General features: G+C 38.1%; 9 protein-coding genes. 3 read left to right on the forward strand and 6 right to left on the reverse strand.

Annotated features, from left to right (window positions below; all coding sequences use genetic code 11):
- Positions 1-320 precede the first annotated feature (320 nt).
- Entirely contained in the window at positions 321-3,167 is a 2,847-nt protein-coding gene (gcvP, locus tag CGC58_RS10290) for an aminomethyl-transferring glycine dehydrogenase (RefSeq protein WP_095897204.1), read from the forward strand.
- Between the two features lie 181 nt (positions 3,168-3,348).
- Positions 3,349-5,301, forward strand: a complete 1,953-nt coding sequence (gene gyrB, locus CGC58_RS10295) for a DNA topoisomerase (ATP-hydrolyzing) subunit B (RefSeq protein WP_095896622.1) — start codon at positions 3,349-3,351, stop codon at positions 5,299-5,301.
- Between the two features lie 97 nt (positions 5,302-5,398).
- On the opposite strand, the gene CGC58_RS10300 is transcribed toward gyrB, so the two are convergent.
- Both CGC58_RS10300 and CGC58_RS10305 read right to left on the reverse strand, forming a co-directional pair.
- On the reverse strand, positions 5,399-6,013 hold the full coding sequence (locus tag CGC58_RS10300; protein WP_095897205.1) for a 4'-phosphopantetheinyl transferase family protein: 615 nt from the start codon (positions 6,011-6,013) through the stop codon (positions 5,399-5,401).
- 391 nt (positions 6,014-6,404) lie between these two features.
- Complete coding sequence (locus CGC58_RS10305) at positions 6,405-7,382, reverse strand: pyruvate dehydrogenase complex E1 component subunit beta (RefSeq protein ID WP_095896623.1); 978 nt, start codon at positions 7,380-7,382, stop codon at positions 6,405-6,407.
- A 230-nt stretch (positions 7,383-7,612) separates the two neighbouring features.
- Here CGC58_RS10305 and smpB point away from each other — a divergent pair, with 230 nt between their 5' ends.
- On the forward strand, positions 7,613-8,071 hold the full coding sequence (smpB, locus tag CGC58_RS10310; RefSeq protein ID WP_173014989.1) for an SsrA-binding protein SmpB: 459 nt from the start codon (positions 7,613-7,615) through the stop codon (positions 8,069-8,071).
- A 17-nt stretch (positions 8,072-8,088) separates the two neighbouring features.
- Here smpB and CGC58_RS10315 read toward each other — a convergent pair whose 3' ends face one another.
- The 4 genes from CGC58_RS10315 to CGC58_RS10335 form a co-directional block, all read right to left on the reverse strand.
- Positions 8,089-8,757, reverse strand: a complete 669-nt coding sequence (locus CGC58_RS10315) for a uracil-DNA glycosylase family protein (protein WP_095896625.1) — start codon at positions 8,755-8,757, stop codon at positions 8,089-8,091.
- Positions 8,758-9,102: 345 nt separating this feature from the next.
- Positions 9,103-9,822: a DUF6261 family protein gene (locus tag CGC58_RS10325; RefSeq protein ID WP_095896626.1), complete on the reverse strand. Its 720-nt coding sequence runs from the start codon at positions 9,820-9,822 to the stop codon at positions 9,103-9,105.
- An 840-nt stretch (positions 9,823-10,662) separates the two neighbouring features.
- The gene (locus CGC58_RS10330; protein ID WP_095896627.1) at positions 10,663-11,685 is read right to left on the reverse strand and encodes a hypothetical protein; all 1,023 of its coding nucleotides are present in this window, start codon (positions 11,683-11,685) and stop codon (positions 10,663-10,665) included.
- Between the two features lie 157 nt (positions 11,686-11,842).
- The gene (locus CGC58_RS10335; RefSeq protein WP_095896628.1) at positions 11,843-14,506 is read right to left on the reverse strand and encodes a valine--tRNA ligase; all 2,664 of its coding nucleotides are present in this window, start codon (positions 14,504-14,506) and stop codon (positions 11,843-11,845) included.
- Positions 14,507-14,669 lie beyond the last annotated feature (163 nt).

The raw sequence follows: 14,669 nt of genomic DNA on the forward strand, positions 1-14,669 counted from the left end.
TTTATGTGTATAAATATGTATTTGTAAATTTTTTAAAGTAAAAATTGTATATATTCTTTGTGTTTGTAAAAGTTATATTGTTTTTTATTTCACAAACAGATTTTTTTGGATAAATGTATATTCATATCGGCTTTAACTTCCAATAAAATTTGTCTCGGCATAATGGTTGCCTGAGTGTGGTCTCACTCACGGAAATTTATCCTTAATCTGTTGTGTGTTTTTTCTTGAAAATTCCGAAATCCGACGGAAAAAACTTGCGATTTTTCAAATTTAATTCTAAATTTGTACATTTAATAATCAAAATTGATTTACATACAATTATGAATACAGAAAAATTTGAATTGCGTCATATCGGGATTGCTCAAAATGACGTTCCGCAGATGCTCAGCGTAATTGGTGCTGATAGTTTAGACCAATTAATTGACCAAACCATTCCTAAACATATTCGTCTGCAATCGCCCCTAAATTTGCCAAAAGGCATTAGCGAATATCAATTCCTGCAACACGTAGGCGAATTGGCAGCTAAGAATAAAGTTTTCAAATCTTACATCGGGTTGGGGTACAATGAAGCAATTACGCCTTCGGTAATCAAACGAAACATTTTTGAGAATCCGGGTTGGTACACAGCCTACACACCATATCAGGCTGAAATTGCACAAGGACGATTGGAAGCACTCCTTAATTATCAAACCGTTATCCTCGACCTTACAGGAATGGAAATTGCCAACGCTTCTCTTTTAGATGAAGGAACTGCCGCCGCCGAAGCTATGGCAATGCTACTTGATTTACGCTCTCGCGAACAGAAAAAAAATAACGTTAATAAATTCTTTGTTTCTGAAACCATTCTGCCACAAACGCTTTCCGTATTACAAACCCGAGCCACTCCGTTTGGCATTGAGTTAGTGGTTGGTAATCACGAAACTATCACTTTGGATGAAAGCTATTTTGGGGCTATCGTTCAATATCCTTCGGGAATTGACGGAGAGGTTTACAATTATACTGATTTTGTAGCCAAAGCTCACAGTTTGGATATAAAAGTAGTTGTAGCAGCTGATTTGTTGAGTTTGGTTCTGTTAGAAGCTCCTGCAAAATTCGGTGCCGATGTGGTGGTAGGAACTTCGCAACGTTTTGGTATTCCGTTGGGTTACGGAGGTCCGCACGCCGGTTATTTTGCAACACGTGATGAGTACAAACGTTCCATTCCGGGGCGTATCATCGGAGTAACTATCGATGCAGACGGAAATCCGGCTTTGCGAATGGCACTTCAAACTCGTGAACAACACATCAAACGCGATAAAGCCACCTCCAACATCTGTACGGCTCAGGTACTTTTGGCGGTAATGGCAGGAATGTACGCCGTTTATCACGGACCAAAAGGCTTGGAATTTATCGCCAGCAAAGTGCATAACGCCACCGCAACTTTGAAAAATAATTTGGAAAAATTAGGTTTCCAAGTAAATAATAAAAATTTCTTCGATACGATTTCAGTAAGGGCAAATGCTGAAAAAATCAAAGCCATAGCCGAAGCAAACCAAATTAATTTCTACTATCCGAATGCCGAGAACGTACATATTTCGTTAAACGAAACTGTTGGTGTTGAGGAAATTAATGCTATTTTAGAAGTTTTCGCAACGGCGGAAGGAAAATCAAAAGTAACGGTAACGGCGTTGGAAGAAAAGAACGTTATTCCGGCAGAATTGCGTCGTCAAAGCGAATTTTTAACTGCTCCGGTGTTCAATTCGTATCACAGCGAAACGGATATGATGCGTTATATCAAGAAGTTAGAAAGGAAAGACCTTTCTTTGAATCACTCAATGATTTCGCTCGGTTCTTGTACGATGAAACTCAACGCCGCAACCGAAATGCTTCCTTTGAGTATGGCTCAGTGGGCAAATATTCACCCGTTTGTGCCTAAAAATCAAGCAGAAGGCTATCACCAAATGCTTTCCGAACTCGAAAAAGCCTTGTCGGTCATCACAGGATTTGCCGCTACGTCGTTACAACCCAACTCGGGAGCTAATGGTGAATATGCGGGCTTGATGGTTATCCGTCAGTATCACATTTCCAACGGGGAAGGGCATCGAAATATCTGCTTGATTCCGTCATCAGCTCACGGAACGAACCCTGCTTCGGCTGCAATGGCGGGAATGCAAGTGGTGGTTACTAAAACGGATGATAAAGGAAACATCGACGTTGCTGACTTGAAGGAAAAAGCTGAAAAACATAAAGATAACTTAGCTGCGGTGATGATTACTTATCCGTCAACGCACGGTGTATTTGAGTCGTCTATCGTTGAAATTATTGATATTATCCACAAAAACGGCGGACAAGTGTATATGGACGGGGCAAATATGAACGCTCAGGTGGGACTTACCAATCCGGGAACTATTGGGGCGGACGTTTGTCACCTGAACTTGCACAAAACCTTTGCTATTCCGCACGGAGGAGGCGGACCGGGCGTAGGACCTATCTGCGTTGCTAAGCATTTAGCTCCGTTCTTGCCTACTAACCCGATTGTTGCCACAGGCGGAAGCGAAGCCATCACGGCGATTTCTTCAGCTCCTTTCGGAAGTGCGTACGTTTGTTTGATTTCTTACGCATATATCAAAATGTTGGGAGGCGAAGGCTTGGCAAACTCTACAAGATTCGCTATTTTAAATGCGAACTACCTAAAAGAAAGTTTGAAAAAACATTACGAAATTCTTTATACGGGAGAACAAGGCAGAGCTGCTCACGAAATGATATTGGATTGCCGTCCGTTTAAACAAAATGGGATTGAAGCTATCGATATTGCCAAACGTTTGATGGATTACGGCTTCCACGCACCAACGCTTTCTTTCCCGGTGGCAGGAACGCTGATGGTGGAACCTACTGAAAGTGAGAGTAAAGCTCAATTGGATTTGTTCATCGATGCGATGATTTCTATCCGCAGAGAAATTGAGGAAGCCACACCAACCGATGAAACTAACGTGCTGAAAGAGGCTCCGCATACCCAAGCAATGCTCACTGCCGATACGTGGAACTTGCCATACAGCCGACAAAAGGCAGCCTTCCCGTTGGAGTCCATCGCTGAAAACAAATTTTGGCCAACTGTCCGTAGGGTAAACGATGCCCACGGCGACCGAAACCTAATTTGCTCTTGTGTACCCATTGAAAGTTATATGTAGGATTTAAAAATAATCATATAATTACAGAAATCTCTCAGCTTGTAAAAGTAAAAATCTTTTCTTGCTGAGAGATTTTATTTTGTATGTTATTGATTGTTTTTTGATATCTGTGTTTTTGTAATTCGGATAAAATTTGTATCTTTGTAAACTATTATTTTTTAGAACAGCGTAAGGAAAAATTATGAGTGAAGAGTTAAACAAAAGTCAATATTCAGCTGATAATATTCAATCATTAGAGGGGATGGAACACGTGCGGATGCGTCCGTCAATGTACATCGGAGATGTGGGACCACGTGGTTTGCATCACTTGGTGTATGAGGTGTTGGACAACTCCATCGATGAGGCATTAGCCGGATATTGTGACACTATTTCCGTGACCATTAATGCAGATAATTCGATTACAGTTGAAGATAATGGACGTGGAATTCCGGTGGATATTCATAAAAAAGAAGGAGTTTCAGCCTTAGAGGTGGTTATGACCAAAATCGGGGCTGGAGGTAAATTTGATAAAGGTTCTTATAAAGTTTCGGGAGGATTGCACGGAGTGGGAGTATCGTGTGTGAACGCACTTTCACAACATCTAACAGCGACTGTTTGTCGTGAAGGGAAAGTGTATCAGCAGGAATATCAACGAGGAAAAGCCTTGTATCCGGTGAAACAAATTGGAGATACGGATAAAAGAGGAACTACGGTTACTTTCCATCCTGATGAAGAAATATTTCAGCAAACTACTGAATATAAGTATGATACTTTAGCTGCCCGCATTCGTGAATTGGCGTTTTTGAATAAAGGAATAACCATCACTTTAACGGATTTGCGTAATAAAGATGAAAAAGGTGAGTACATTTGTGAAAAATTTTACTCAGAAAACGGGCTTACGGAATTTGTTAAGTATTTGGATGCGAGCAGACCTTCAATCATTTCTCACGTAATCTCTATGGAAGGCGAAAAAGCAGGAATTCCTGTGGAAGTAGCGATGATTTACAATGATTCGTATAACGAAAATTTGTACTCGTATGTGAATAATATCAACACTTCAGAAGGAGGAACACATTTGCAAGGTTTCCGTATGGGACTTACAAGAACTCTGAAATCGTATGCCGATAAGTCAGGATTATTGGAGAAAGCAAGTAAGGATAAAAAGAACCCAATTGAGATAGTTGGTGATGACTTCCGTGAGGGGCTTACGGCGATTATTTCCGTAAAAGTAGCTGAACCTCAGTTTGAAGGACAAACTAAAACAAAGTTGGGTAATCGTGAGGTTACTGCGGCTGTTTCGCAGGCTGTGGCGGATATGCTTGAAGCTTATTTGGAGGAAAACCCAAATGATGCCAAAACCATTGTAGAAAAAGTTATTTTGGCTGCACAAGCACGTCAGGCTGCGAAGAAGGCTCGTGAAATGGTACAACGCAAAACTGTGATGAGCAGTAGCGGGCTGCCTGGGAAACTTTCGGACTGTTCAGAGCAAGACCCTGAAAAATGCGAATTGTTCCTCGTGGAGGGAGACTCTGCGGGTGGAACTGCAAAAAGCGGACGTGATAAAAACTATCAGGCAATTCTTCCTCTTAAGGGTAAGATTTTGAATGTTGAAAAAACAACTTTTGTTAAAGTTATTGATAACGAGGAGATTAATAATATTTATAGTGCTTTGGGGGTTTACTATGACCCAGAGATAAAAGCCTTGAATTTGGAGAAATTGCGTTATCATAAGGTTGTGATTATGTGTGATGCCGATGTTGATGGTTCACATATTACAACGCTTATTCTGACCTTCTTCTTCCGTTATATGCGTGAATTGATAGAAAACGGGTATGTTTACATCGCAACGCCACCGCTTTACTTGGTTAAGAAAGGAAATAAAAAAGAATATGCGTGGAATGATAAGCAACGCGATAAATTAAGCGAGGAATTCGGCGGAGGAACAAATGTTCAGCGATATAAAGGTTTGGGAGAGATGAATGCCGACCAGCTTTGGGAAACTACAATGAATCCTGAATATCGTACACTTCGTCAGGTAACCATCGAAAATGCCAGCGAAGCCGACAGGATATTCTCAATGTTGATGGGAGATGAAGTTCCGCCACGAAGAGAATTCATTGAAAAAAATGCTAAATACGCAAAAATTGATGCATAATGACTTAAAACACAAAACCACTATACAATCTGAGTATAGTGGTTTTTTTGATTGGAAAAACTGTAAATGAAAAGAGAGCTTTTTGGGCTCTCTTTTTTTAAGTTAAACAGTACGCTAAAACAAACTCTTCCTGAACGTTCAAAAATGAAACATTGTAAACAGAATCTTCAATTTTAATTTTTGTTTTAGTGTCATTTGGAAAGAAGTCCTTAACCAAAATGTGATTTGCTGTAATTCCGGGCTTTCCGTGCATTTTGTAACCAGCTTCTTTGGCTGACCAAATCATAGTTAGTTTTTGAAGAACATTGTGAGCAGAAAACGACGCGTTACGGTAGTTCCACTGTGTGAATTTATCCGCAACATTGATGATTTTCTCTCTTTTTTTCTCAATGTCCACCCCAACTTGGCGTTCTCCAATGATAAGGGCAACCATATCAAATGAATGACTGATAGAAATATTTTTCCCATCTTTCAAGAAAGGTTTTCCTTTTTCATCATAGAACAAATCTTCTGATGTGTATCCTAAAGAGCTTAAAATTTCACGAACAACTAAGAAATTTTTCTTCCCTGTTTCAAATTTGATGGAATTGTATCTTGCTTGATGAATTCCCGTCAAATCAGCCCTTTCGATTAAATCACTAAGCGACTCTGTCACTTTCCAAACATAAAGATGAGTTTTCTCATCTACATTAATAGTCTCAAATAACGGCATAATTAAATCATCTCTTTTAACGGACGCAAATTTACTCAAATTTTTTGTTGAAAGCAATAGCATATTGCCATTCTGCTTTGTGAAATCATATTGAAAAGATAAAAATTAACAAAAAAATATTGTTAAGATATAAGGCGGAAAAGCTTTATGATTGCTTGTTTTTAATAAAAAAGGCTTGTTAGTAAGGTTAAAAATAGTTAATTTTAACGGTTTGTGAGTGATGTAAAAAGAGTAGATGTTCCAGTAAAAATTAACACAAATGATAGAAATTTTTATGATTTGCAAAAGAAGAATTTTTCTGTTAAAAGAGGAGAAATCAAAAAAATCTTTGTAAGAATAGCTTTTTTCTTACAAAGATTTTAAGATATTTAGTTACTTTAATAAGTTTATATTACTTGTACATTACTTTTTTCACTGCTTTAATTACATCGTTGGCATTAGGTAACCATTCTTCCAACAAAGCAGGGGAGTAAGGAGCAGGAACGTCAGCTGTTGTAATTCGCTGAATTGGTGCATCTAAGTAGTCGAAGATGTTTTCCTGAACTTGGTACGTAATCTCTGAAGCAACACTTGCAAAAGGCCAAGCCTCTTCCAAAATAACCAAGCGATTTGTTTTCTTAACAGATTCAAAAATGGTTTTGCTATCCATTGGGCGGACGGTACGCAAATCAATGATTTCACATTCAATTCCTTCTTTAGCCAAAGCCTCAGCGGCAGAGAATGCTTCTTTGATGATTTTTCCGAAAGAAACGATAGTAACGTCTTTTCCTTCGCGTTTTACGTCAGCAACTCCTAATGGCAAAGTGTATTCTCCTTCAGGAACTTCTCCTTTATCGCCATACATTTGCTCAGATTCCATAAAAATAACAGGGTCATTATCACGAATTGCCGATTTTAATAAACCTTTGGCATCGTAAGGGTTTGAAGGAACAACTACTTTAAGTCCGGGACAGTTTGCAAACCAATTTTCGAAAGCTTGAGAGTGTGTAGCTGCCAATTGCCCTGCAGAAGCAGTAGGACCACGGAAAACAATCGGGATGTTGATTTGCCCACCTGACATTTGACGAATTTTGGCTGCATTATTGATAATTTGGTCAATCCCAACCAAAGAAAAGTTGAATGTCATAAATTCAACAATTGGGCGATTTCCGTTCATTGCGGCACCAACCGAAATTCCTGCAAAGCCCAGCTCAGCGATAGGGGTGTCAATCACACGTTTAGGTCCAAATTCATCTAACATACCTTTGGAGGCTTTGTACGCTCCGTTGTATTCGGCAACTTCTTCTCCCATTAGGTAAATTGATTCATCGCGACGCATTTCCTCGCTCATAGCCTCGCAGATAGCTTCTCTGAATTGTATCGTTCTCATTTCTTATGAATATATTTTTATATCGTATGTAAAATTAAATCACAAAAATACATATAATTATTGAATTTCATATTTTTTTGAGGAATATAATCAAAATATATTTGTATTTTATCTTTTATGATGTTGAAAAACAGTAGTTTGTTTTCTTTTGTAAAGATTTAATTTTTTACGAAATTTAATTTTTTGAGTTTTCATTTTTCATTGTTCGCCCTTTTCATTACTTTTGCCCTATGATGCAGAAAAACATTAATATCCTCAATAAAAGAGCTAAGTTTGAATACGAGATATTGGATAAGTATCTCGCTGGAATTGTGCTTGTTGGAACAGAAATTAAATCCATTCGGTTGGGAAAAGCCTCAATTGCGGAAAGTTTCTGTGAGTTTAATGAAAAGGGCGAGCTATTTGTCATCAATATGAATATTGAAGAATACGCTCACGGCACTCATTACAATCACAAACCCAAAAGCGAACGCAAACTTTTACTTCAAAAGCGAGAACTTAAAAAACTTCATAAAGAGGTAAAAACTACGGGATTAACAATAGTTCCGCTACGGCTTTTCATCAATGAAAAAGGCTTGGCAAAGGTGGAAATAGCTTTGGTAAGAGGTAAAAAACTATACGACAAACGTGAAACCATCAAGGAACGAGACAATAAACGTAATTTGGACAGAATCAAGAAGATGCGATAATCTCGTTTTTCCTTTTTTTACTTGAAAAAAGCCTCGTACTGCATCACCCGAAAGTCAATTGTAGAGAAATTTGGGTGTTGTTTTTTTAACTTTTTATATAACGGAATGCTCCCCACAGCTCTGTTTGCCGACCCCGACGGAGCGGTGAGCGATACAGTTTTTATAATCCGTTCGTGAAAAGAAAATTCGTGAATGCGGGGAGTTTCCTCCGAGAGCAATTCCATCGTTATGCCTTTACCTCTTAGGTATTTACGGAAGAAATATTCAGGAGAGTTTTGACTACTTCCGCCCGTGAAAAGAAGCATTTCTATCGACGGAAAAGCTTCCAAATATCTGAAAAAATCCCTCAGAACAACATCTTGCATTCCCAAATCAGAAGCATCAATTTTGGTTCTTCGGCAACTTTCTATAATATCACAAATCCCGATTTTATTTTCCGAAAGAAATTTTTTACGTTGATGTACGGCTTCTTGCGTATTTTCAAAAAGGAAATCGGTTTGAAAGATAATTCCCAAAATTTTCCACAACTGCCCGTCTCTGCTTCCGTAGCAAAAATCCACATCATCGGGTTTTAGAAGTCCGTATCCTGAAAAACGAGGCGGAGGCAACGTACCTACAATCAGTTTGGTAGTTCCCTCAGGAATAAACGGCGGATACGGATGTGTGTGAAGGAATTTTTCAGACATTTTTTTAAATTGTAGGGGCGAAAAATTTTTCGCTTTTTTGTATAGCTCTCTTTATATAAATCATCTTTTTCTATTCTTTTGTCTTGAAACAAAAGAATCAAAAATTCAAGACTTTGGATACTATGCTAAAAATCAATTTATTTCACTGAAAATATCTAACCTCGCTAACGCTCAAACAATAGAGATTTTCTACGTTCCATTTATTGATTTTCTTAACGCTTCGTCTCCAAGGTCGTAAATCCACTCTTGAAAAAACATTGAAAAACACGATAAATCATATTAGGTTAGCTATATTCGATGTTTATTTTAGTCAAAAAATGTTTTGCTCCTACGTGATTTTGTAAATTATTCGTTAGGCGTTTGGTTTTTATTGTTGTTTCTGCGTTTTATGGCAATGTTGGTAGCATCAATGGCTTGAGCCACCGCATTGGCAAGCGAACTATATTGGGCAGGATTGGCGATTTTCATTGCGATGAGATACGGAATGAGCTTTCCGTTGATGGCATTAAGCAATGGTTTTTTCAGCGATGAGGCAGAAGGTGCGTCTTTTTGCTCCGATACTGCTTTTTCGTATTCGGTGCGAATTTGAGTAAAGGAAGTTTGTGCGGTGCGAAGTTGCGAAATGATTTCTCCCACGCCCGTGAGTGACGCAATTGCCGGCTCCAACTCGGGGGCAGACAAATCCTTTAACAACGATTCAATAAGCGATGATTCGACAGCGTACGCCTCCTTCGTAATTTTCACCCCATATTTGGAGAAGACAGCGAATAATTTCTCTCCGTTTTCTTTCAATTGAGGGATAGGCAACGCACAATAACCGAGCAATGCCGCATTGAGTGACCGCACCAAATTATCCCTACGCAAGTCGGCTTCTTCCTGTTTGGAGAGCGACACATCGCGTTTGATGGCTTCAGTAATTTCGTGGGAAAGCGTTTCGATTTCGGCAAAAGTAGATTTCAAAAAAGCCTCTTCTTGCAAGGCAGTTTCTTTTCGGTACAGCACCAAAAGTCGTTCGGAAACATCATCGATTTCGGTAGTGCGTGCACGTGCGTCTAATTTTTTCATAGCAAAATGATTTATATTTAATAAGTTAATTTCCACAAAGATAAAAATAAAAATGAAATGATATGATTTTTTAACATATAAGTTTTCATTTTTTATCTTTTAGTTAGAAGAAAAGGTAAAAAAGCTTCGATTTTTTCTCAAAAAGTTGGGAGTCATTTCAGGCGGACATCCCCCCAGCCCCCTTCAAAGGGGGAGTTGTGGAACGAAAAAAAATTTTATTTAAAAACTAACAGAAAACGGACTTACTTTTTTTAAAGAAGATTTTAGGAAGTCTGTTTTTTGTAAGAATTCCCCCTTTGAAGGGGATAAGGGGGATGTTTTATGTGAAAATTTAGGCTTCGACTCCGATCAGCCTGACAGAATTGATAAAAATATGTTGCTTGTCTTCCTGAGCGAAGTCGAAGGATGATATAAATTATTTTTCTTTTGCTTATAACGATTGTTTTCTACTGAATTTCCCCTTTGAAGGGGGATAAAGGAGGATGTTTTTATGTGAAAATTTAGGCTTCGACTCCGCTCAGCCTGACAGAAGAGACAAAAATATGTCATTTGTCTTCCTGAGCGAAGTCGAAGGATAATATAAATTATTTTACTTTTTATTTAAAACAACTATTTTAATATTTCGGGGTCATCCCGATTGCTAAAAATACTTGTTTTTTGTCATCGGGGTTTTCCCGATTATTGTTTTCTGATGTTTTGACATTTCGGGGTCATCCCGATTACAGAAAATGTATGTTTTCTTACAACGGGGTTTCCCCGAAAGCTATCTATAGATGTTTTGATATTTCGGGGTTATCCCGATTGTTAAAAGTATTTGTTTTGTCATAGAAATTATTCTATTTATTTTTCTATTCGAGCAAAAAAATCTTGTATTTTTTTTATAATAGTTTCCCGTGAGTATTGAAGTGCATTAAAATCTTTCATTGAAGTTATTTCTTTTATGAACTTATCTAATAATTCTCTTGGGGGCATTTTTTTATGTATTTCTACATAAAGCGAAATAAAAACTTTTTTCATTTCTGAAATAAGTGGTATTCCTTTATATTTAAGATGTAAATTTTCCCAAAATTGCAATCGTTTTTCATTTTGAAAAATATTGAATATAAATTTATTTTCTTTGTAGTTTATATACTTTTTGTAGGTTTCTCTATTATTTAGATTACAAAAATCAAAAAAAGTAGTATCATCAATACTCGTTTCATAAAATTGAATGATAAAATCATTCATCATTATCAGATTTGGATTTGAATCATTTGTATATCCTACAAAATTCCCAGTATATGCCTCTTTTCCCCCTAATGTTTGTAAGTAAGTAATTGAAAGAGGGTATTGATTAATATTATCAATATTTAATGACTTATAATTTAAGATGATATTTCTAAGAGTTTTGTTACATATTTCTGTAATTTTGAAACCATCACAGCAAACAGCAGTTCTCCACACCTGTAAATAAAAAAATAATCTTATGGTTTTGACATCTTCTAAAACAATTTCATTAAAATCTGTAAGATTTACTTCTCGAAACTTAGGAAGGATTTTTGTGATGAAATCTTCTTCAATACCTGTAAAGTGCTTTTCACACGAACTGCAAAAAGTATTATCAACGGAAAAAGGAATAGCTTTAGCTTTTTCTATTTCCTCATCTGTAATATTTCTTCCTAAGCGTTCTTCAAGTTTATCTACAGGGGCATTCCTTTGAAAGTTATACTCAATAGACAGAGTGCTATTAGACATATCAAAATAAAATCCCTTTTCTCTTTCATTACTCCCATCAAAATTCAAAGCTCCACGAATGATGCTATCAGTTAGATAATGTGTATTCTTTTTGTCAGCTTCTTGAGTTTTACATAATTTGCAAATCATATATGTGTGTTTAATTGTTGTTTTAAAAAAGAAGGAAAATAATTGCTTTCCAAACTAGTTGTTATTTTGTTTATGTTCTATTTATTGTTTTTACAAAAAAAGGCGAAAAAATCTTCCGCCCTTTTTTAACTTTATCCTTTACACTTTTTCCTTTTCCTTACCCCCGCAGGTTTTTAAGGCTTTCCTGAATGGTTTCTATTTTCGCCAGTGCGTCGGAAAGTTTTTTGCGTTCCATTTCCACCACTTTTTCGGGAGCGGAGCTGACAAATTTCTCGTTGGAAAGTTTTTTCTCCACCGAAGCCAAAAAGCCTTGCGTATATTTGAGTTCCTCTTCGAGTTTTTTGATTTCCTCCTCTACATTGATGTTGCCCTGCATCGGGATAAAATACTCGTTGGACTTCACTCGGAACGAAATCGCTCCCTCTACCTTTTGGCTAACATATTTCAGTTCGGACAAGTTGCCCAATTTGGCGATAATTACATCAAAAGTCGTTGCCGTTTGTTCGTTGTTGAGTACCGAAAGTGGTATTTCTTCCTTAAACGGAATGTTTTTCTCTTTTCGCACGGTTCTGATGCCCGAAATTACTTCGGCAGCGGTTTCAAATTCGGCTAAAATCCGCTCATCAAACGAAGTTATTTCAGGATATTTCGCCACCACGAGAGCCTCCTGAGGTTTTCGCTCGGTAATATGTTGCCAGATTTCCTCCGTGATAAAAGGCATAAACGGATGCAACAATTTGAGGTTATCCTCAAAAATGGCGATAATTTCCGCAAACGTTTTTTGGTCAATCGGCTGACCGTAAGCAGGTTTTACCATCTCCAAGAGCCACGAACAGAAATCGTCCCACACCAATTTGTAGATTTTCATCAAGGCGTCGGAAATTCGGTATTTTGAAAAATCGTCTTCGGTTTCGGCAAGCACCTTTTGGAACTTATTTTTGTACCATTCTATGGCAATTCGGTTGTTTTCAGGCTGATTAGCTTCCGAAATCTCCCAACCTTTCACGAGTCGGAAGGCATTCCAAATCTTGTTGGCAAATCCGCTACCTTGTTGGCAAAGTGCCTCATCGAAAAGTAAGTCATTTCCTGCTGCGGACGACAATAAAAGTCCCACACGAACGCCGTCCGCACCAAAGTCATCAATCAATTTCAACGCATCGGGCGAATTGCCTAATTGTTTGGACATTTTTCGTCCCTGTTTGTCGCGAACAATCCCCGTGAAATAGACATTCGTAAAAGGTTTTTTCCCTTTGAATTCGTACCCTGCCATAATCATTCTCGCCACCCAAAAGAAAATAATATCAGGACCTGTAACCAAATCATTGGTAGGATAATAATAATTGTATTCTTCGTTTTCGGGGTCTAAAATTCCGCCAAAAACGCTCATTGGCCACAACCACGAAGAGAACCACGTATCGAGAGCGTCTTGGTCTTGTTTCAAATCAAATCCTCCTTCGATATTTGCCAATTCTGGGAATTTTTCGAGAGCCAATTTTCGTGCCTCTTCTTCATTTTCAGCGACTACATATTTGCCCTGAAACTCCCCTCCTTGGGAGGGGTTGGGGGAGGATATATAATACGCCGGAATTTGTTGTCCCCACCAAAGCTGACGCGAAATGTTCCAATCACGGATGTTTTCCATCCAATGGCGATAGGTATTTTCATATCTTTTTGGGAAGAAATTGATTTCTTCACTTTCCAAAACTCCGCTGATGGCAGGTTTTACCAAATCTTCCATCTTCAAAAACCATTGGTCGAGTGGGCGTTGTTCGATAACAGCCCCTGTACGTTCCGATGTGCCGACTTTATTAAGATAATCTTCCGTTTTCAGCAATAAATCTTTTGCTTCGAGCTCTTTAACTATCTCTTTGCGAACTACAAATCGGTCTTTTCCTTCGTAATGCAATCCGTAATGATTCAGTTTGGCATCGTCGGTAAAGGCGTCGATGATTTCGAGTTTATGGCGTTCGCCGATTTCGTAATCGTTTTTGTCGTGAGCCGGAGTGATTTTCAAAGCTCCCGTTCCAAACTCAATATCCACGTATTCGTCTTCGATAATCGGCACAATACGATTAACAATCGGCACGATTACTTTTTTGCCTTTCAGATGTTTGTAACGCTCGTCGTTGGGGTTGATACAAACGGCAATATCTCCAAAAATGGTTTCGGGACGCGTGGTAGCTACCAAAAGATATTCCTCTGAACCTTCAATTTTGTATTTCAGGTAGAAAAGTTTTCCGTTCTGTTCTTTATAAATAACCTCTTCATCCGAAAGAGTGGTTTTGGCTTCGGGGTCCCAATTGACCATTCGGTATCCGCGGTAGATGTATCCTTTATTGTATAAATCGATAAACACTTTTATAACCGAAGCATAAAGGTCATCATCAAGGGTGAATTTGGTTCTGTCCCAATCGCACGAACAACCGAGTTTTTTGAGTTGTTCAAGGATAACGCCACCATACTGATGCGTCCAATCCCAAGCGTGTTTGAGGAATTCCTCACGCGTGAGGTTGGCTTTGTCGATGCCTTGTTCTTTGAGCTTTGCCACTACTTTGGCTTCAGTGGCAATAGAAGCGTGGTCGGTACCCGGCACCCAACAAGCATTGAAGCCTTTTAGCCTTGCACGGCGTATAAGTACATCTTGAATTGTGTTATTGAGCATATGTCCCATATGCAAAATTCCCGTAACATTTGGCGGGGGAATTACAATGGTGTAAGGTGTTCGCTCATCGGGAGTTGAGTGGAAGAAATTGTGTTTCATCCAGTATTCGTACCATTTGCTTTCTACCGAATTGGGTAAATATTTTGAAGGGATTTCCATAGTTTGGCTTGATTTTTGTCTGTTTGAATTATCGTGCAAATATAAGATATTTGTTTATTTTGAAGAAAAAAATTAATTTTGCACCCTGATTTTTTATTTAAATACGTATTTTGAAAATTCTTAAGTAGGATTTAGAAAAATCTTAACGATGAAAACTCAAAGT

Source organism: Capnocytophaga stomatis (genome assembly GCF_002302635.1).
GTDB lineage: Bacteria > Bacteroidota > Bacteroidia > Flavobacteriales > Flavobacteriaceae > Capnocytophaga > Capnocytophaga stomatis.